Genomic DNA, 20,846 nt, shown 5'->3' with positions numbered 1-20,846 from the left:
GGTTGAATCTTACAAGTTAAATTAATGCATCATTGTAGTCGCTACAATGGTGCATTTGTTATTCAAATCAAAAGGATGAACAAGGATAAAGTTTAACTATTAGAATTTCATCCATATTCAGTTATAATATAGAGAATGTAATAATAATACATACACCGTCATTTAATGTAAGTAATCAAATACAAGTAAATCAGTGTAATTAAGAGTAAGGTGGTTATCGTCATGGCAATGACAAATCAGGAAAAGTTTAAAATTCTAGCTGACCAGATTAAAATAGCGAATCAATTAGATGCAACGTTTCTTGAACAAAGTGAATTAACACGTGTGGATGTAAAGGCAACAGACCGTTCATGGGTCTTCCAAATTACATTTCCACACTTCTTATCTATAGAAGATTATTTGCTATTTACAAGCGCAGTTACTGAAGAATTTAAGTTGATTGCAAAAGTTGATTGTAATTTTACGATAAAAAATAAAATGAACCAAGATGAATATGCTTTGAAATACTTTAGCTATTGCATAGACCAAACCCAATTATCACCAAAAGTCAAAGGGCAATTAAAACAAAAACGTCTAATTATGTCGGGTGATGTCTTAAAAGTCATGTGTCAAAATGATATTGAACGAGATCACTTTGACAAAGCATGCAATGGTAGCTTAATAAAAGCATTCCAAAAGTGTGGATTTGATTTTAATAGAGTTGTGTTTGAGACTGATAGTGTGAGCACAGGTGACGATTTAGCATCGTTAGAAGCACATATACAAGAAGAAGATGAAAAAAGTGCACGTGAAGCAACAGAAAAATTAGAAAAAATGAAAGCTGAAAAAGCGAAACAACAAGATAATAACGAAAGCTCAGTAACAAAATGTCAGATTGGTAAACCAATTCAAGTTGAAAGTGTAAAACCAATTGAATCTATTATTGAAGAAGAGTTTAAAGTTGCGGTTGAAGGTGTTATTTTTGATATCAATTTAAAAGAGCTTAAGAGTGGTCGACATATAGTGGAATTAAAAGTGACTGACTATACAGATTCCCTGGTATTGAAAATGTTTACACGTAAAAATAAAGATGATTTAGATCATTTTAAAGCATTAAGTGTTGGTAAATGGGTCCGTGCTCAAGGACGTATAGAAGAAGATACGTTTGTACGAGATTTAGTCATGATGATGTCTGACATAGAAGAAATAAAAAAATCTACCAAACAAGATAAAGCTGAAGAAAAAAGAGTGGAATTTCATTTGCATACATCAATGAGTCAAATGGATGGCATACCGAACATTTCAGCATACGTAGATCAAGCGGCTAAATGGGGGCATAAAGCGATAGCGGTGACTGACCATAATGTCGTCCAAGCATTCCCAGATGCACATAGTGCTGCTGAAAAAAATGGTATCAAAATGATTTATGGGATGGAGGGCATGTTAGTCGATGATGGCGTTCCAATTGCTTATAAACCGATGGACAGAGATCTTAAGTCTGCAACTTACGTAGTATTTGACGTTGAAACAACAGGTTTATCAAATCAATACGATAAAATTATTGAACTTGCTGCTGTAAAAGTAAAAGATGGAGAAATTATTGATAAATTTGAACGTTTTAGTAATCCACATGAGCGTTTATCAGAAACAATTATCAATTTAACGCATATCACTGACGATATGTTAGTAGATGCTCCCGAAATTGAAGAAGTACTCACGGATTTTAAAACGTGGGTAGGCGATGCCATTTTTGTTGCACATAACGCTTCGTTTGATATGGGCTTCATTGACACAGGATATGAGCATGTAGGTATTGGCGCTTCAACTAATGGCGTTATCGATACACTGGAACTCTCACGAACAATTAATACAGAATATGGTAAACATGGATTGAACTTTTTGGCTAAAAAGTATGGCGTTGAACTGACACAACATCATAGAGCGATTTATGATACTGAGGCCACAGCATATATGTTTATTAAGATGCTTAAGCAGTTAGAAGCGCTCGGTGTAGAAAATCATCAAGATATTAATAAGTCGTTGTCTAACGAAGATGCTTATAAACGCGCACGACCTAATCACGTTACATTGATTGTGCAAAACCAAACAGGTCTAAAGAATCTATTCAAAATCGTAAGTGCTTCACTCGTAGAATATTATTATCGAACACCAAGAATCCCTCGTTCATTGTTAGATGAACATAGGGAAGGTATTTTGGTTGGATCAGCGTGTGATGAGGGTGAAGTATTTACGGCTGTGATGCAAAAGGACCAGTCACAAGTAGAAAGAATAGCTAAATATTATGATTTTATAGAAGTACAACCTCCGGCGCTCTACCAAGATTTAATTGATAGAGAACTTGTACGTGATAATGAAACATTACATGAAATTTATAATCGATTATTAAGAGCTGGTGAAGTTAATAATATTCCAGTCATTGCGACAGGTAATGCACATTATTTATATGAGCATGATTCAATCGCTCGTAAAATTTTAATTGCGGCACAGCCAGGTAATCCTTTAAACCGTTCAACATTGCCAGAAGCACATTTCAGAACCACAGATGAAATGTTAGACGAATTACATTTCTTAGGTGAAGAAAAAGCATATGAAATCGTAGTGAAAAATACCAACGAGTTAGCTGATCGAATTGAACGTGTCGTCCCAATTAAAGATGAACTTTATACACCAAGAATGGAAGGGGCAAATGACGAAATTCGAGATTTGAGTTATTCGAATGCTAGAGCATTGTACGGTGATGATTTGCCACAAATTGTTATTGATCGCCTTGAAAAAGAGTTGGAAAGTATCATAGGTAATGGGTTCTCAGTTATTTATTTAATTTCACAAAGACTTGTAAAAAAATCATTAGATGATGGTTATCTTGTAGGTTCACGTGGTTCAGTTGGATCTAGCTTTGTAGCAACAATGACTGAAATTACAGAAGTTAATCCATTACCGCCACATTATATTTGCCCAAAATGTAAGAAAAGTGAATTCTTTAATGATGGTTCGGTAGGGTCTGGTTTTGATTTGCCTGATAAGAAATGTGAAACATGTGAGTGTGACTTGATTAAAGAAGGACAAGACATTCCATTTGAAACTTTCTTAGGTTTTAAAGGGGACAAAGTACCAGATATTGACTTGAACTTTAGTGGTGAATATCAGCCTAAAGCACATAATTATACCAAAGAACTATTTGGTGAAGATTATGTATTCCGTGCCGGTACAATTGGTACAGTAGCAGAAAAGACTGCATTTGGATATGTTAAAGGTTATTTAAATGATCAAGGTATTCACAAACGTGGAGCAGAAGTAGACCGATTAGTAAAAGGCTGTACAGGCGTTAAACGTACGACTGGACAACATCCGGGTGGGATTATCGTAGTGCCAGATTACATGGATATATATGATTTTACTCCAGTTCAATTCCCTGCAGATGATCAATCATCAGCATGGAAAACGACACACTTTGATTTCCATTCTATCCACGATAATGTCTTAAAACTCGATATATTAGGACATGATGACCCTACAATGATTCGTATGTTACAGGATTTATCGGGTATTGATCCGAAAACAATTCCAGTAGATGATAAAGAAACGATGGGTATCTTCAGTTCACCTGATCCATTAGGTGTTACACAAGAAGCCATTTTATGTAAAACAGGGACGTTTGGGGTACCTGAATTTGGTACAGGTTTCGTTAGACAGATGTTAGAAGATACAAAACCAACGACATTCTCAGAACTTGTTAGAATTTCTGGTCTTTCTCATGGTACAGACGTATGGCTTGGTAATGCGCAAGATCTGATACGTTCTGGTACTTGCGATTTAGCAAGTGTAATTTGTTGTCGTGATGATATTATGGTTTATTTAATGTATAACGGATTAGAACCTTCTTTGGCATTTAAGACGATGGAATTTGTGCGTAAAGGTAAAGGATTAACAGATGATATGGTTGAGGCCATGGTAGATAATGAAGTGCCTGATTGGTATTTAGATTCTTGTAGAAAAATTAAATACATGTTCCCTAAAGCCCATGCGGCTGCCTATGTATTAATGGCCGTACGTATTGCTTATTTCAAAGTACATTATCCACTTTATTACTATGCTAGTTATTTTACAGTACGTGCATCAGATTTTGATTTAATTACAATGATTAAAGACAAAGATAGTATTCGTAACGCTGTAAATGATATGTATTCACGTTATATGGATCTTGCTAAAAAAGAAAAAGATACATTAACTGTGTTAGAAATTATGAATGAAATGGCTCAACGTGGATACCGTATGCAACCAATTAGTTTAGAAAAAAGTAAAGCCTTTGAGTTTATAATAGAAGGTGACACACTTATTCCACCATTTATATCTGTTCCAGGATTAGGGGAAAATGTAGCACAAAGAATAGTTGAAGCTAGAGAAGAAGGACCGTTTTTATCTAAAGAAGATTTAAATAAAAAAGCAGGTTTATCTCAAAAAGTAATAGAATATCTTGATGAATTAGGTTCTTTACCTAATTTGCCAGATAAAGCACAATTATCAATTTTTGATATGTAAAAGTAGTGTTAAGAGGTCAAAGTATTTTTAAACTTTTATGTATTTGCAGAAAAGTTACGTTTAAGATTGTTAAGCATGAATAACTCTAGTTGCTATAAAAGGCTTTAAGAAATATAGTTATTTGTATAGAAAATGAACATATGCTATAATAATAGTGCTTAAAAAATTAGACTCAGGCAGAAAGAGTGGGCATATTACCCGCTCTTTTCTATTTGCCAAAAAAGGAGGTCAGCATGAGTAAAATAACTGAGCAAGTTGAAGCAATTATTCAACCTGTCCTTGACGACTTAGATTTTGAATTAGTAGAAGTTGAGTTTACAAAAGAAGGAAAAGACCATTTTTTAAGAGTATCTATCGATAAAGAAGGCGGCGTCGATTTAAACGATTGTGCGCTTGCTTCTGAAAAGATCAGTGAAGTAATGGACGCAGAAGATCCTATTCAAGAAATGTATTACTTGGACGTTGCGTCACCTGGTGCTGAAAGACCTATTAAAAAAGATAAAGATTTTCATAATGCAGTAACGAAACCTATATTTGTGTCTTTATATGCACCTATAGATGGCGCTAAAGAATGGTTAGGTGTTTTACAGTCTGTTGATGATGAAAATATAGTTTTAGAAGTCAAAGAAAAGTCAAAAACAAAGCAAGTTGAAATTCCAAGAAGTAAAATCGCTAAAGCGCGTCATGCTGTAATGATTTAACGTGATTAGGAGGATGAACCGTGTCAAGTAATGAACTGATATTAGCTACTGAATATTTAGAAAAAGAGAAGAAGATTCCTAGAGCAGTGTTAATCGATGCTATTGAAGCAGCATTAATTACTGCTTATAAAAAGAACTATGACAGTGCAAGAAATGTGCGTGTCGAATTAAACATGGATGAAGGTACTTTTAAAGTTATAGCTCGTAAAGATGTTGTTGAAGAAGTGTTTGATGACAGAGATGAAATAGACTTGAGTACAGCATTAGTAAGAAATCCAGCATATGAAATTGGTGATATATATGAAGAAGATGTAACACCAAAAGATTTCGGTCGTGTAGGAGCTCAAGCAGCTAAACAAGCTGTTATGCAACGTTTGCGTGATGCAGAACGTGAAATCTTATATGATGAATTTATTGACAAAGAAGATGACATCGTAACAGGATTAATTGATAGAGTAGATCATCGCTATGTATATGTGAATTTAGGACGTACAGAAGCGGTATTGTCAGAAGCGGAAAGAAGTCCTAATGAAAGCTATATTCCGAATGAAAGAATCAGAGTTTATGTGAATAAAGTTGAACAAACAACAAAAGGTCCGCAAATTTATGTTTCAAGAAGCCATCCAGGATTATTGAAACGTTTATTTGAACAAGAAGTGCCAGAAATTTTTGACGGTACAGTGCTTGTTAAATCAGTAGCACGTGAAGCTGGAGATCGTTCTAAGATTAGTGTTCATTCAGATAATCCTGATATTGATGCAGTAGGCGCTTGTGTTGGTTCTAAAGGCGCTCGTGTTGAAGCAGTTGTTGAAGAACTTGGTGGAGAAAAAATTGACATCGTTCAATGGAATGAAGATCCAAAAATATTCGTAAAAAATGCTTTGAGCCCATCACAAGTATTACAAGTAATTGTTGATGAAGAAAATCAATCAACAATAGTTGTTGTACCTGATTATCAATTATCTTTAGCTATTGGTAAACGTGGTCAAAATGCACGATTAGCTGCTAAGTTAACTGGATGGAAGATAGATATTAAATCAGAATCAGATGCTAGAGAAGCTGGTGTTTATCCAGTTGAAGAAACAAATGTGACTGAAGATACTGAAAATCAAACAAATAATGTTATTGAAGAAGATAATGTTGAATTGGAAGAACAAATCACTGAAGTACCAGAAACTGAAGTAATTACTGATGATGAGGAAAACACTGAAAAATAAATTGGAGTGAGCGTTTGATGAAAAAGAAAAAAATTCCAATGCGTAAGTGTATACTTTCAAATGAAATGTATCCAAAGAATGACATGATACGAGTTGTTATTAACAAAGATGGCGAAATTTTTGCTGATGCAACTGGTAAACAACAAGGCCGCGGAGCGTATGTTTCAAAAGACGTTAAATTAGTTGAAAAGGCACAGCAAAAAGGTATGTTAGAGAAATATTTTAAAGCTGATGCTGAAACATTAGAGCCTGTTTATAAAGAAATTATACGTCTTATTTATCGTGAAGAGATTCCTAAATGACACAAGAACAAATCATGAATTTTTTAGGTTTAGCCATGCGCGCTGGAAAAATTAAGACAGGTGAGTCAGTTATATTAAATGACTTAAAGAAAAACAAATTAAAGCTTGTAATTATTGCTACAGATGCTTCTGATAACACAATTAAAGTGATACAGAACAAATGTGAGAGCTACCATATATCATTACGTATATTTGGAACAAGAGCTGAATTAGGGCAAGCTTTAGGTAAAGCAGAACGTGTAAACATTGGAATCACTGATCAAGGCTTTGCTAAAAAGTTATTGTCAATGATAGATGAATATCGTAAGGAGTGACTATATGAGTAAAAAAAGAATTTACGAATATGCCAAAGAATTAAGTATTAAGAGTAAAGTTATTATTGATGAGTTGAAAAAAATGAATGTGGAAGTATCTAGCCACATGCAAGCACTAGAAGATGATCAAATTAAAACGCTAGATAAGATCTACAAACCAGAACAAGCTAAACAAGCAGAACAATCACAATCTAAGACGCAAAACAATCAACAATCAACAAATAACAAACCTAACAATAAAGGTAATCAAAATCATAACAACTCAAACAATCATAAAAATAACAAAAATAATAATTCAAATGGTAAAAACAACAAGAATAACAAAAATAATAAGAAAAATAATAAACAACCAAAACAAGAAGAGCCAAAAGAAATGCCTTCAAAAATTACTTATCAAGAAGGGATTACAGTAGGTGAACTTGCTGACAAATTAAATGTCGATTCATCAGCTATTATTAAAAAATTATTCTTACTTGGTGTGATGGCTAATATTAACCAATCATTAGATGAAGAATCATTAGAATTAATCGTTGATGAATATGGTGTAGAACTTGAAAAAGAAATCGTTATAGATGAACAAGATTTATCTGTATATTTTGAAGACGAAACTGAAGATGAAAATACTGTAGAACGTCCAGCAGTTGTTACAATTATGGGACATGTTGACCATGGTAAAACAACATTATTAGATTCAATTCGTCATACTCAAGTAACGGCTGGAGAAGCTGGCGGTATTACACAACATATTGGTGCGTACCAAATTGTCAATGATGGTAAAAAAATTACTTTCCTTGATACACCAGGCCATGCAGCATTCACTACAATGCGTGCACGTGGGGCGCAAGTAACAGATATTACAATTTTAGTAGTAGCAGCTGATGACGGTGTGATGCCTCAAACAATCGAAGCAATCAATCACGCTAAAGAAGCAAACGTTCCTACAATTGTAGCTGTCAATAAAGTTGATAAACCAACTTCAAACCCAGACCGTGTTATGCAAGAGTTAACTGAATATGGTTTAGTTCCTGAAGATTGGGGCGGTGATACAATATTTGTACCACTATCTGCTTTAAGTGGAGACGGTATCGATGATTTATTAGAAATGATTGTACTGACTTCAGAAGTACAAGAATTAAAAGCTAACCCAAGTAAACATGCTGTAGGTACAGTTATTGAAGCTGAGTTGGATAAATCACGTGGACCATCTGCGTCATTATTAGTACAAAATGGTACGTTAAACGTAGGCGATGCACTTGTAGTCGGTAATACTTATGGTAGAATCCGTGCGATGGTAAATGACTTAGGTAAACGTATTACATCTGCTGGCCCATCAACGCCAGTTGAAATTACAGGTATTAATGATGTACCTCAAGCCGGTGATCGTTTTGTTGTTTTCAAAGATGAGAAACAAGCAAGACGCATTGGGGAAGCGCGTCATGATGCAAATGTATTGCAACAACGTCAAGAAAGTAAGAGTGTTTCTTTAGATAACTTGTTTGAGCAAATGAAACAAGGTGAAATGAAAGATTTAAACGTGATTATCAAAGGTGATGTACAAGGCTCAGTAGAAGCACTTGCAGCATCTCTTATGAAAATCGATGTTGAAGGTGTAAATGTACGTATTATTCATACTGCAGTTGGTGCCATCAATGAATCAGACGTGACATTAGCAAATGCATCGAATGGTATTATTATTGGATTTAACGTACGTCCTGATACGGGTGCAAAACGCGCAGCTGAAGCTGAAGGCGTTGATATGAGATTACATCGAGTGATTTACAATGTAATTGAAGAAATAGAATCCGCGATGAAAGGTATGCTTGATCCAGAATTCGAAGAAAAAGTTATTGGACAAGCTGAAGTACGTCAAACTTTCAAAGTTTCTAAAGTGGGTACAATAGCAGGTAGTTACGTTATTGATGGAAAAATCACTAGAAATGCTGGTGTACGTGTAATTAGAGACGGTATAGTGCAATTTGAAGGTGAATTAGACACATTAAAACGTTATAAAGACGATGCTAAAGAAGTAGCTCAAGGTTATGAATGTGGTATTACAATTGAAAAATACAATGACCTAAAAGAAGGCGACATTATTGAAGCATTCGAAATGGTTGAAATTAAAAGATAAATTATGACATATATATATAAACGTCTTTCCTTAATGGGAAGACGTTTTTTTATATACAAAAATTATTCGATTTTTTAAAAGTGCATTATTTTGATATTATAAAAAAGTAATTAGAAATAAAAAATGCTTTTGTATTAATTTATTCGTTATAGTGTGTTATGTTAAAAGTATTAAAAATAAAATATAATGTAAGTGGACTTATTGGATTACAAAGATAAATCCATCTTCATAATATATCGCTTACTTTAGCTACCTATTTAATATTTTATCCCTCGATTTAAAATTATTATGGTTAAAAATGCATTTAAATTAAAATATATTTTCTTAATCTAGCGCTAAATTATTTCAATCTAATTAAGAGAATCATATTGATAAGCATGGTTTACCTTTAGTGAAATTTCCACTTAGAACTTAGCGGGATTTTGCCAGTCATTCAGTATATCTACGTGTGTTTTTGCTCATTTTATCTAATGAATTAGCAACCATTGAAAGCAATGATAAAAAATATTTTACCTACTTTGAAATAAGCAGTCTTATGTATTCCTATTTGAGTTAGTCTAACAATTAATGGGATTGTTGACATTTTATGTCTGTTCCTAAAAGCAATGTAGTAGCTTTTTTTAATTAATGTACTTCAAATTATCAAATAAGCTAACTTATAACATACTTAGTTCATAAGTATGAGCAAATGAAACATGCTTCTATATGATTACGCATACTACAATTCAACTATTTTATGTAAAATGGATCAAATGAAGATTGAACTTGGTATATGTTACAGCTTATTTTTATGATGACTTTGTCCTTTTGATAGTTAGAAACTAAATAAAAAGATTATAGTAAAATTGCGTCTCTTTATACAATTGACACTAGCTGTCTATGTGTTTATATACAATGGAGAAATAGGAGGTTATACCTGATGAATGAATATTTAAAAGATATAAATGAATTTTGGCGAGAATATTTTAGTCAATATAACACTATCTATGATGAAGAGACGCTGGAAAAGATTGTGAAAAGTAATGACACCACTGCTTTTTTACACCCGCAAGATTTAGCATACTTAAAAGAACATTTTGGTGATGCGTTTGACCAAATTCCAAGATTTAAAAAAATGATAGATTTTGCAAATGGTAAAATAACAATCAATAAAAACAGACAAGTTGTGATGATGGAACAAAAAGATATTAATCCAGCAATTGCTCGACCATATTTCGGTAACCCGGATTTAGCTGATATCGTGCTATTAAAAAAACAACCAGAAAATGATTTTAAAACCTATGGTGTGGACCTACCCGAATCGGTAGCTATAGAATATCGTAGAAGAATATTCTTAGATATACAGGGGAGATTAACATTTAATAAAGAAAAACTATTTTTACCGTATATTGATAAACATCGATGGTTTATGAAGTATTTATATAGCAACTCATCAACATTAAAACGATTTAATATTGATCCTAACAGAGTTATGGTATTAAATTTCTTCCCTTATCAGACTGGTCATACGGCAGGGATACCTAAAGACTTTTTAACATTTAATCATAATTTACCATCTCAGCGTCAGACATTTGACTTACTGCTGAAAATATTAAATGATGATAAAAAGCGTATCTATATTGTGAGTGAAGAAGAATTGTTTATTTCTATATTAAGAAACTATACGAATGATGATTTATGTCAGTGTTTGAAAGATAATTTATTTGTCCTCGCTTCAAAACAAAACAGACATATTACTTTAGGTAATGTACTAAGTTACAAAGAATATAAATATCGATTATGCAAAAAAGAAGAATTATCTAAAAAAGAATTTTATAAATGGAATAAGCAAAAGAAAGAAGAACGAGAAAATGGAAATTCTGATTTTTATGAGAAAATGTGTTTGATACAAAAAAATGAGGTTTATCAATAATTAGAACAGAAACATTTAAGTGAAGTGCTTACAGTCATACCTATGTGTTGGGTATGACTGTAAGCTTTCACTTATTTTATTGAGGTTAAAATAAGTTATATATTATAATTATCAAACAAATTTCTTATCTTTGTTTTAAAATCATCAACATATGTTTGAGGTTTTAGTAAAATTATATCTTGTGGATAATCGTAAGCAATCTGCAGACATTCTTCTTTTGAAACTATGACATCTACAAGTATGCCATTATGTTTCTGTTCTTTATGAATAATTATAAATTGTTCATAAAACTCAGCCCAAAGTTCATCACTTACTAATAAAGTTGCACTTTTTGTTTTTAAAAATATATCTTGATCGAACATTTCTTCTATTTGATCTAAATCTAATATTGATGAAACTTTCATACTATGAGCCTGATTTTGATATAAGTAACTAAACCAATATTGATGATTAAAATATCTTGTGTAGATAGGGATGACTTTTATACGCTGTTTTGGGCTAATTTGTAATGAGATGAAATTTTGATTTTCGATAGCTAATTGAATTCGAAAAATAAATGTCGAATTGCTAGTTTCACGATATATTTTAAATTGACTTAATAACTTATTAGATAATAATTTTTCGGCAAGGTTAGAGTTTGCATTGAGACCTCTGATGAGGTTATAGGTATCTTCATGGATGACTGGTGTGAAACTTTTCATTCTAAATAATAAATTAAGTAACCTATTGTTTCTAAATTTATATCTATCTACTTTTAAACGATGGTGTTCCGAATCGTAATCATAAATAATTCTACCTTCGAGTCCTTGCCACTCGTGGTCTTCATATATAAAATGATTAATATCACTTAAATCCCTTTGTATTGTACGCACGTTTACTTTTAAGTCCTGTGCAAGTTTTTCTTTATTTAAAGTTTTTCCATTTAAAAAACGAGTGTAAATATATAAAAGACGTTCTGGTTTTTCCAATTATACACGCTCCTAAAATTTGTGAAAAATAAAAGATAATAATAGCTTATTAGTGTTATAGTATATCATTATAAGTATTGAAATGCGTAACACTTTTTAATATTTATTTTATAATCTTGTGGTTTATTGTTGCGCATAATGATTAAAATAACTTAATAACAGTTAAGCATAAAAAACTAACGGTTAGGCAATATAAAATTTAAAATATAACGTTTTAATGAAAAATCATTTTATTATACAACAGATAGGAATTAAAATTTTGCCTAAGTGTAATAAAAATTTAAAGAGAGATATATTCCGGTCAATTTAAAGTGGAATATGCGAATCTCTTTTATAGTGACCAACTTTGGTAAAATTTGTTTGACGTTGTGAAATAAACTATCATATAATCTTTTAGTAAGGAAGCTTAACTCGGACAAAAAATAATGTGAGGTGAAAACAATGAATATGAGAGCAGAGCGTGTTGGCGAGCAGATGAAACAAGAGATTATGGATATCGCTAATAATAAGGTGAAAGATCCTAGAATTGGATTTTTAACAATTACAGATGTTCAATTAACGAATGACTTATCTATCGCAACGGTATTCTTAACAGTATTAGGAAATAAAAAACAAAAAGAAGATACTTTTAAAGGTTTAGAAAAAGCTAAAGGTTTTATTAAGTCTGAACTTGGTTCTAGAATGAGATTGCGTATCGTACCTGATTTGAATTTTGAGTATGATGAGTCTATCGACTACGGTAACAAAATAGAAAGAATGATCCAAGACTTGCATAAGAAAGATTAATATAATGATTAAGCTGGAACAAAATCTAACTAGATTTTCTGTTTCAGTTTTTTTTACATAACTCAAGGTGCGTAAGTCGTGTTAAGATGAAGTTTAAGTATAAAAAGAGAGTTTGAAGGTGGCGTAAAAGGATGTATAACGGTATTTTACCTGTATATAAAGAGCGTGGTTTAACGAGTCATGATGTAGTATTTAAATTAAGAAAAATTTTAAAAACTAAAAAAGTTGGACATACTGGAACCTTAGATCCAGAAGTTTCAGGTGTGCTTCCTATCTGTATAGGCGCTGCTACAAAGGTTAGTGACTATATTATGGAAATGGGTAAATCTTACGAAGCAACTGTAACACTTGGTATAAGTACTACAACAGAAGACCAAACCGGTGATACCTTAGAGCAAAAAGCTATTTCTGATAGTGAGGTATCTCATGAAGCAATTGATGAAGTTTTAAAACAATTTGAAGGTGTAATCACTCAAATTCCCCCAATGTATTCATCAGTTAAAGTTAATGGAAGAAAGTTGTATGAATATGCAAGAAATAATGAAACAGTGGAGCGACCAGAACGACAAGTGAACATTATAAATATCAAGCGTATTTCTGATCTTCATTTTGAAAATAATATGTGTCATTTTGATATAACAGTAGAATGTGGAAAAGGAACTTATATTCGAACACTGGCAACAGATATTGGAAAAGCTTTAAATTTACCTGCACACATGTCTAAACTCACAAGAACACAAAGTGGTGGATTTGATTTGAATCACAGTTATAGTTTAAGTGATATTGCAGAATTACATGAGCATGAAGCGTTACAAGAAAAATTATTTCCGATAGAATATGGATTGAAAGGTTTACCGCAAATAATGATAACTGATAAGACGATAAAAGCGAAGATTTTGAATGGACAAAAGTTTTATAAAAGTGAGTTTAATGCTGCAATTCTAACTCAAGTTGTCATGGTAGATGCTGAGCATGAAAAAGTGTTAGCAATTTATGAACCTCATCCAGACAAGATAGATGAAATTAAACCTAAAAAGGTATTTAACTAAAGGAGAAATACGCATGAAAGTGATTGAAGTAGCTCATCCAATTCAAGAAGATCAATATATTACAGAAAACGTTGCTATGGCTTTTGGATTTTTTGATGGTATGCACAAAGGTCATGCAAAAGTATTTGAAACTTTAGACGAAAAAGCTAAAGCAGCAAATTTAAAAAAAGCGGTTATGACCTTTGACCCACATCCATCAGTTGTATTAAATCCTGAACTAAAACGTACAGATTATTTAACCCCGATACAGGACAAAGTGGAAATATTAGAATCATACGGTATTGATTATTGTATTGTTATCAATTTTTCTTCCAAGTTTGCTGGTGTAGATGCAGAAGAATTTATTCAAGAATATATAATTAAAAATCATGTTAAAGAAGTAATTGCTGGATTTGATTTTACTTTTGGTAAATACGGTAAAGGAAATATGATGATTTTGAATGAAATGGATGAATTTAATACTACAACGGTAAGTAAGCAAGAAATTGAATCAGAAAAGATATCTACTACTGAAATTAGAAGAGCACTTAAGACGGGTAACCTACAAAAGGCTAATGAAGAGTTAGGGTATCGTTTTCGTATTAAAGGTACAGTTGTTCAAGGTGAAAAGAGAGGGCGCACGATAGGCTTCCCAACAGCTAATGTACAACCTAGTGATGATTACGTACTACCTAAAAATGGTGTGTATGCTGTCAGTATGGAAATGGGTCCAGATGATAAGGTTTACCGTGGCGTTGCTAATGTAGGCGTTAAGCCAACATTTCACGATCCTTCAAAAGCGCAAGTAGTCATTGAAGTAAACCTTTTTGATTTTAATGAAAATATATATGGAGAACGTGTTACAGTTTATTGGCATCATTATTTACGTCCTGAAATTAAATTTGACGGTATTGATCCTTTGGTAGAACAGATGAATAAGGATAAAGAAAAGGCTAAATATTTATTAGCGGTTGATTTTGGTGATGAAATATCATATAATATTTAAGTCGAATGTGTATTACACATTTAAGCACCTTTACCTTGGCAGTTCGAGTCTCCGACGGTTTGCTCGGATAAAGGCGCATCAAATTTAAAGGAGGAAATTGACAATGGCAATTTCACAAGAACGCAAAAATGAACTAATTAAAGAATACCGCACACACGAAGCAGATACTGGTTCACCAGAAGTACAAATTGCAGTGTTAACAGCGGAAATCACTACATTAAACGAACACTTACGTACTCACAAAAAAGACCACCACTCACGTCGTGGCTTATTAAAAATGGTGGGTCGTCGTAGACACTTACTTAACTATTTACGTAACAAAGATATTCAACGTTACCGTGAATTAATTAAATCATTAGGTATCCGTCGTTAATCTTTTGACGTATATTGATAGGGAAAGAACCTTAAGGGTCCTTTCCCTTTTTTAATAATTTATAAAGCGTATTTTAAAAAGTAAATACTAATATAAAAAATTTCTTAGAAATGATATGATAGAACTAATAGATATATGAGAGGAGATTCGTAATGTCTCAAGAGAAAAAAGTTTTTAAAACTGAATGGGCAAATAGATCATTAACGATTGAAACAGGACAGCTTGCTAAACAAGCTAACGGTGCTGTTTTAGTTCGTTATGGTGACACAGTAGTCTTATCTACAGCTGTTGCTTCAAAGGAACCACGTGATGGTGACTTTTTCCCATTAATGGTAAATTATGAAGAAAAAATGTATGCTGCAGGTAAAATTCCTGGAGGATTTAAAAAACGTGAAGGTCGACCAAGTGATGAAGCAACGTTAACGGCGCGTCTTATCGATAGACCGATTCGTCCGCTATTCCCTAAAGGTTACAAATACGATGTGCAAATCATGAATACAGTATTAAGTGCAGACCCAGACTGTTCGCCAGAAATGGCTGCAATGATTGGTTCATCAATGGCACTAAGTGTTTCAGATATCCCGTTCCAAGGTCCTATTGCTGGAGTGAATGTGGGGTATATCGATGGAGAATACGTTATTAATCCTACAGTGGCACAAAAAGAAATTTCACGTTTAGATCTTGAAGTAGCTGGTCATAAAGATGCAGTGAACATGGTGGAAGCTGGTGCCAGTGAAATTACTGAAACTGAAATGCTTGAAGCTATCTTCTTTGGTCATAATGAAATTCAACGTTTGGTCGAATTCCAACAAGAAATTGTGGATCATATTCAACCAGTTAAAAAGGAATTTGTTCCAGTTGAAAAAGACGCAGCACTCGTAGAAAAAGTGAAACAATTAACACAAGACAATGGTTTAAAAGAAACAGTATTAACATTTGATAAGCAACAACGCGATATTAACCTTGAGGCATTAAAAGAAAAAGTAGCATCAGCATTTGTTGATGAAACAGACGAAGATAATGCAGCATTGATTAAAGATGTTTACGCTATTTTAAACGACTTAGTTAAAGAAGAAGTAAGAAGATTAATTGCCGAAGAAAAGATTAGACCAGATGGTCGTAAAACAGATGAAATTCGTCCGTTAGAATCAGAAGTTGGCGTGTTACCAAGAACGCATGGTTCTGGTTTGTTTACTAGAGGCCAAACGCAAGCACTCTCAGTGTTGACATTAGGATCATTAAGTGAGTATCAAATCCTTGATGGACTAGGGGAAGAAGAACAGAAACGCTTCATGCACCACTACAACTTCCCTAACTACTCAGTTGGTGAAACTGGTCCCGTACGTTCCCCAGGACGTCGTGAAATTGGACATGGTGCACTTGGTGAACGTGCGTTAAGTCATGTTATCCCTGATACAAAAGATTTCCCATATACAGTGAGAATTGTAAGTGAGGTATTAGAATCTAATGGTTCGTCTTCACAGGCTTCTATATGTGGTTCAACACTTGCACTTATGGATGCGGGTGTACCGATTAAAGCACCTGTAGCTGGTATTGCAATGGGATTGGTAACACGTGATGATAGCTATACTATCTTAACGGATATTCAAGGTATGGAAGATGCGCTAGGCGACATGGATTTCAAAGTTGCAGGTACTGCTGAAGGTATTACTGCGATACAAATGGATATCAAGATTGATGGTCTGACAAAAGAGATTATTCAAGAGGCGTTAGAACAAGCACGTGAAGGACGTTTAGCAATATTAGATCACATGTTACAAACAATTGATCTACCACGTAATGAGCTAAGTATGTTTGCACCGAAAGTTGTTACGATGTCAATTAAGCCAGAAAAAATTAGAGATGTCATTGGTCCAGGCGGTAAGAAGATTAATGAAATCATCGATCAAACTGGAGTTAAACTTGATATTGAACAAGATGGCACGATTGTTATTGGTGCGGTCGATAAAGATGCTATAGCTAAAGCACGTAGTATTATTGAAGATATCACTCGTGAAGCAGAAGTAGGACAAGTATATGAAGGCAAAGTTAAACGTATTGAAAAATATGGTGCATTTGTTGAATTATTCCCAGGTAAAGACGCACTTGTTCATATTTCACAAATTGCCAACGAACGTATTGAAAAAGTTGAAGATGTGTTGAAAGTGGGAGACACATTTAAAATAAAAGTAACTGAAATAGATAAGCAAGGTCGCGTAAATGCGTCACATAAAGCATTACTTTCAGAATAACTTGATTGAAAACATTAAATTATAGTAGAAACTGGTAAATGATTAGAAACTTCATTACGATAGAATATGATTCATTCTATCGTTAGAAATTTCTAAATCATAAGCACTAGTTTCTTTTTTTGTATTAAAAATTTATGATATGTAAACAAAAATGTCTTTTTGAAGTTATTGCATAATAAATTATTGAAAGAACATATACATAGAAATCAAACAATATAAATAAAATATATAATGTTTTAAAACAAAAGTTTATGTATGGATTACATCCCTGAACTATTTATAGTTATTACTTTAATAGTGTACATAAAGCCTATTTTAACTTATAATAAACTATGAGTTTATATATGGACGGGTAATTTAAATAGGAGGTAACATTTTGAGTTTAATTAAGAAAAAGAATAAAGATATTCGTATTATTCCTCTTGGCGGCGTCGGAGAAATTGCGAAAAATATGTATATCGTCGAAGTAGACGATGAAATGTTTATGTTAGATGCAGGATTGATGTTTCCTGAAGATGAAATGCTTGGCGTAGATATCGTTATCCCTGACATTCAATATGTCATTGAGAATAAAGAAAAGTTAAAAGGAATCTTTTTAACACATGGACATGAACATGCAATTGGTGCTGTTACATATGTGTTAGAACAAGTTGATGCGCCTGTGTATGGTTCCAAATTAACAATAGGCTTAGTTAAAGAAAATATGAAAGCACGTAATGTAAACAAAAAAGTTAGATACTACACTGTGAATAATGAATCAGTGATGCGTTTTAAAGGAGTTAATGTAACATTTTTCAATACTACCCATAGCATACCTGATAGTTTAGGTGTTTGTATCCATACATCTTATGGTGCGATTGTATATACGGGTGAGTTTAAATTTGATCAAAGTCTTCGTGGTCACTACGCACCGGATTTGAAAAAAATGACCGAAATTGGTCAAGATGGTGTGTTCGCATTAATCAGTGATTCAACTGAAGCTGAAAAGCCAGGGTACAACACGCCTGAGAATGTCATTGAATCACATATGAGAGATGCATTTACCAAAGTGAAAGGCAGATTGATTGTATCTTGTTATGCTTCAAATTTCATTCGTATTCAACAAGTATTAAATCTAGCTAGTAAATTAAATAGAAAAGTTTCTTTCTTAGGCCGTTCTTTAGAAAGTTCATTTAATATTGCTAGAAAAATGGGGTATTTTGATATACCTAAAGATTTATTAATACCAATTAATGAAGTTGAAAATTATCCTAAAAACGAAGTTATTATCATTGCGACAGGTATGCAAGGTGAACCGGTAGAAGCATTACATCAAATGGCACAAAAGAAACACAAGATTATGAATATTGAGCCAGGTGATTCTGTATTTTTAGCAATCACTGCTTCTGCAAATATGGAAGTGATTGTGGGTAATACGCTAAATGAATTAGTACGTGCTGGTGCAGAGATTATACCTAACAGTAAAAAGATTCACACTTCAAGTCATGGTTGTATGGAAGAATTGAAGATGATGATTAATATCATGAAACCAGAATATTTCATTCCGGTAAATGGTGAATTCAAAATGCAAATTGCCCATGCGAAACTAGCGAATGAAGCAGGGGTTCAACCTGAGAAAATATTCCTCGTAGAAAAAGGCGATGTCGTTAACTTCAATGGTGAAGAAATGATTTTAAATGAAAAAGTGAATTCTGGTAATGTACTTATAGATGGTATCGGTGTAGGTGATGTAGGTAATATCGTATTGAGAGATCGTCATTTACTTGCTGAAGATGGTATCTTCATTGCTGTCGTAACACTTGATCCCAAAAATAGACGTATTGCAGCAGGTCCTGAAATACAATCGCGAGGATTCGTTTATGTAAGAGAAAGCGAAGCATTGTTAAACGAAGCTGAAGAAAAAGTACGTGAAATAGTAGAATTAGGATTACAAGAAAAACGAATTGAATGGTCTGAAATCAAACAAAGTATGCGTGATCAAATTAGTAAACTACTATTTGAGAATACGAAACGTCGTCCGATGATAATTCCAGTCATTTCTGAAATTTAATAAAATCCTTACTAAACAAAGAGGTTAAGACAAGCGCTTAAGTAAACATATTTAAATGTAGATTGCAGTTGATTGTTATAGCTTAAATATGACAAGTATGCAACCTTTAAATTCACTCCAAGCGATCATAGTCTTTGCCTCTTTTATGTTATTATAATAAATGTAATAAAACTTTATTTATACCATATTACTTATATATGAGAAAATGTATTTTTTAGTGAAGAGTAAAAAAGAAATATTTACATAGAAATTTAAATGACAAATTCTAAGTATAAAAAAGAAATCAGAGTTGAAAAGAAGGTGTGAAAGTTGGCACAGGCGAAAAAGAGAACAGCAACCAAAAGAAAAACAACAAATACAAGAAAGAAAACAAGTAATCAAAAAAAGAAACAAAGTGACAGTCCGTTAAGATATATATTAGCCATTATTATATTTGTATTAATCGTATTAGGTGCATTTCAACTGGGCATTATAGGAAAAATGATTGATAGTTTCTTTAATTATCTTTTTGGTATGAGTCGTTATTTAACGTATATCCTAGTAGCAATTGGAACAGTATTTATTACATATTATAAAGCGCTACCTAAGTCTAGACGTACAATAGGCGCAATCACACTACAATTTGCCTTATTATTTGTAACGCAGATCGTATTTTATTTTACAAATAAAGCACAAGCACAAAGAGAGCCTGTTTTATCATTTGTTTATAAATCATATGAACATTCTCATTTTCCAAATTTTGGTGGAGGTTTAATAGGACATTATTTATTGACTTTATTTATCCCGTTAATTTCAATTGTAGGTATTATTATCATAACCATGTTATTAATTGCTTCAAGTATCATACTACTACTTAAGCAAAAACATCGCGATGTTTCCAAGGTACTATTTGAAAGTATGAAAGCGAAAAGTAAAGATGCTTCGGAGAATTTGAAGGAGAAAAGGAAACATAGCAAAATTAAACAAGAAGCAAAGGCACGTGTAAAGGCTGAGAAAAAAGCTGAAAAAGACTTACAAGCATCTCAAGCAACAACACAAGATAGTCCTAAAGATGTAAGTAGTTTACCAGAAGTCTCAAATATAGATAGTGAACAACAGTCATCGATTCCAATTTATGGACATAGTGATAACGAAGACGATACTACTCAGCTTAAACGTTCACAAAAAGGTAAACGTTCCAAAAGACTGTTCGATCAAAATGAAGAAAATAGTCAAATGACATCACGACAAAATGCTAATGAATCACAGGCCGCCTTAGATGAATTCGTTG

General features: G+C 32.9%; 14 protein-coding genes and 1 pseudogene. 14 read left to right on the top strand and 1 reads right to left on the bottom strand.

The window, feature by feature from the left end:
• Positions 1–222: 222 nt before the first annotated feature.
• From QMO72_RS08305 to QMO72_RS08275, 7 genes are all read left to right on the top strand, one after another.
• Complete coding sequence (locus QMO72_RS08305; RefSeq protein WP_103266788.1) at positions 223–4,539, top strand: PolC-type DNA polymerase III; 4,317 nt, start codon at positions 223–225, stop codon at positions 4,537–4,539.
• A gap of 233 nt (positions 4,540–4,772) precedes the next feature.
• Positions 4,773–5,240: a ribosome maturation factor RimP gene (gene rimP / locus QMO72_RS08300; RefSeq protein WP_046836258.1), complete on the top strand. Its 468-nt coding sequence runs from the start codon at positions 4,773–4,775 to the stop codon at positions 5,238–5,240.
• 20 nt (positions 5,241–5,260) lie between these two features.
• The gene (nusA, locus tag QMO72_RS08295; RefSeq protein ID WP_103266787.1) at positions 5,261–6,457 is read left to right on the top strand and encodes a transcription termination factor NusA; all 1,197 of its coding nucleotides are present in this window, start codon (positions 5,261–5,263) and stop codon (positions 6,455–6,457) included.
• Between the two features lie 17 nt (positions 6,458–6,474).
• Positions 6,475–6,759 carry an RNase P modulator RnpM gene (gene rnpM / locus QMO72_RS08290; protein ID WP_046836260.1) on the top strand — a complete coding sequence of 95 codons (285 nt, stop codon included), beginning with the start codon at positions 6,475–6,477 and terminating at the stop codon, positions 6,757–6,759.
• Positions 6,756–7,073, top strand: a complete 318-nt coding sequence (locus QMO72_RS08285; RefSeq protein ID WP_046836261.1) for a L7Ae/L30e/S12e/Gadd45 family ribosomal protein — start codon at positions 6,756–6,758, stop codon at positions 7,071–7,073. The genes rnpM and QMO72_RS08285 overlap by 4 nt, the downstream gene beginning before the upstream one ends.
• Positions 7,074–7,077: 4 nt before the next feature.
• Positions 7,078–9,201 (top strand): translation initiation factor IF-2, encoded by a 2,124-nt coding sequence (gene infB, locus QMO72_RS08280; protein ID WP_103266786.1) that lies wholly within the window; start codon positions 7,078–7,080, stop codon positions 9,199–9,201.
• Between the two features lie 919 nt (positions 9,202–10,120).
• The gene (locus QMO72_RS08275; protein WP_286093170.1) at positions 10,121–11,113 is read left to right on the top strand and encodes a hypothetical protein; all 993 of its coding nucleotides are present in this window, start codon (positions 10,121–10,123) and stop codon (positions 11,111–11,113) included.
• A 95-nt stretch (positions 11,114–11,208) separates the two neighbouring features.
• Here QMO72_RS08275 and QMO72_RS08270 read toward each other — a convergent pair whose 3' ends face one another.
• Complete coding sequence (locus QMO72_RS08270) at positions 11,209–12,081, bottom strand: HTH domain-containing protein (RefSeq protein WP_103266951.1); 873 nt, start codon at positions 12,079–12,081, stop codon at positions 11,209–11,211.
• Positions 12,082–12,522: 441 nt separating this feature from the next.
• Between QMO72_RS08270 and rbfA the strand changes: the two genes are divergently transcribed.
• From rbfA to QMO72_RS14165, 7 genes and pseudogenes are all read left to right on the top strand, one after another.
• Positions 12,523–12,867 (top strand): 30S ribosome-binding factor RbfA, encoded by a 345-nt coding sequence (rbfA, locus tag QMO72_RS08265; protein ID WP_046836265.1) that lies wholly within the window; start codon positions 12,523–12,525, stop codon positions 12,865–12,867.
• A gap of 131 nt (positions 12,868–12,998) precedes the next feature.
• On the top strand, positions 12,999–13,916 hold the full coding sequence (truB, locus tag QMO72_RS08260; RefSeq protein ID WP_103266950.1) for a tRNA pseudouridine(55) synthase TruB: 918 nt from the start codon (positions 12,999–13,001) through the stop codon (positions 13,914–13,916).
• Positions 13,917–13,929: 13 nt separating this feature from the next.
• On the top strand, positions 13,930–14,901 hold the full coding sequence (locus tag QMO72_RS08255; protein ID WP_103266948.1) for a bifunctional riboflavin kinase/FAD synthetase: 972 nt from the start codon (positions 13,930–13,932) through the stop codon (positions 14,899–14,901).
• A 103-nt stretch (positions 14,902–15,004) separates the two neighbouring features.
• Positions 15,005–15,274, top strand: a complete 270-nt coding sequence (gene rpsO, locus QMO72_RS08250; protein WP_046836268.1) for a 30S ribosomal protein S15 — start codon at positions 15,005–15,007, stop codon at positions 15,272–15,274.
• A 152-nt stretch (positions 15,275–15,426) separates the two neighbouring features.
• The gene (pnp, locus tag QMO72_RS08245) at positions 15,427–17,526 is read left to right on the top strand and encodes a polyribonucleotide nucleotidyltransferase (protein ID WP_103266946.1); all 2,100 of its coding nucleotides are present in this window, start codon (positions 15,427–15,429) and stop codon (positions 17,524–17,526) included.
• Between the two features lie 376 nt (positions 17,527–17,902).
• A complete protein-coding gene (gene rnjB, locus QMO72_RS08240) occupies positions 17,903–19,576 on the top strand; it encodes a ribonuclease J2 (RefSeq protein ID WP_069824226.1) in 1,674 nt (557 codons plus the stop codon).
• A gap of 309 nt (positions 19,577–19,885) precedes the next feature.
• Positions 19,886–20,770, top strand: a pseudogene (locus tag QMO72_RS14165) (cell division protein FtsK); the annotation flags it as partial.
• Positions 20,771–20,846: the final 76 nt, after the last annotated feature.

The sequence above is a fragment of the Staphylococcus casei genome (assembly GCF_030294405.1).
GTDB classification, from domain to species: Bacteria; Bacillota; Bacilli; order Staphylococcales; family Staphylococcaceae; genus Staphylococcus; species Staphylococcus succinus.
This window is presented reverse-complemented; position numbering and strand designations above follow the sequence as displayed.